The 558-nt window shown below is 35.5% G+C and carries 1 protein-coding gene; it reads right to left on the bottom strand.

Translation table 11 applies throughout. The annotated features are described in order from the left end of the window. Window positions 1-20: 20 nt before the first annotated feature. The coding region (locus AC5KOD_RS02370; RefSeq protein WP_496912952.1) for a transposase at window positions 21-558 on the bottom strand (538 nt) is incomplete at its 5' end.

Genomic DNA, 558 nt, shown 5'->3' with positions numbered 1-558 from the left:
TAACTCTTACAATTTTGCAATCATTTATTGCTAGTCATTAGAGGGTGAGACAAAACTTTCTTAAAACAGAAAAATATCTTGGTGACAATCAGAATAACTGATAATCGCCAAGATATTTTGTGTGCATTGAGTAGATTAGGCCAATTTATGGTTAATTTTTTCAGATTTATTGCCATTAAAGCAAATCCTATTTCATTGGTCACCTTCTGGTGCCCTCTAACATGAAATCGAGTGAAACCTAAATTAGCCTTCAAATTTCCGAAAACTGGTTCCACATCAACTTTACGTTGTTTGTAGATTTCTTTCGTTTTCTCACTTGAAAGCTTGTCTTTAGTATAATGTTTGAAATACTCCCATGTTGGATTAAGATGAATTTGCCGTTTACGATTACTTTTCGCTCTTGTACAAAGTGACCGCAGGGCACACTCACGGCAGTCCTCACATTCATAAACTTTAAAATTGCGCTCGAATCCATACATGTCTTTGCGCTTACTATACCGTTTGAATGAAACTGGGCGCTTAGATGGACATATGTATAAGTCTTCTGTTTCAAGATAA

The organism is Vagococcus sp. WN80Y, from assembly GCF_059621045.1.
Note: the sequence above shows the minus strand (reverse complement) of the source record. Positions and strands in the feature narration are given on the sequence as shown.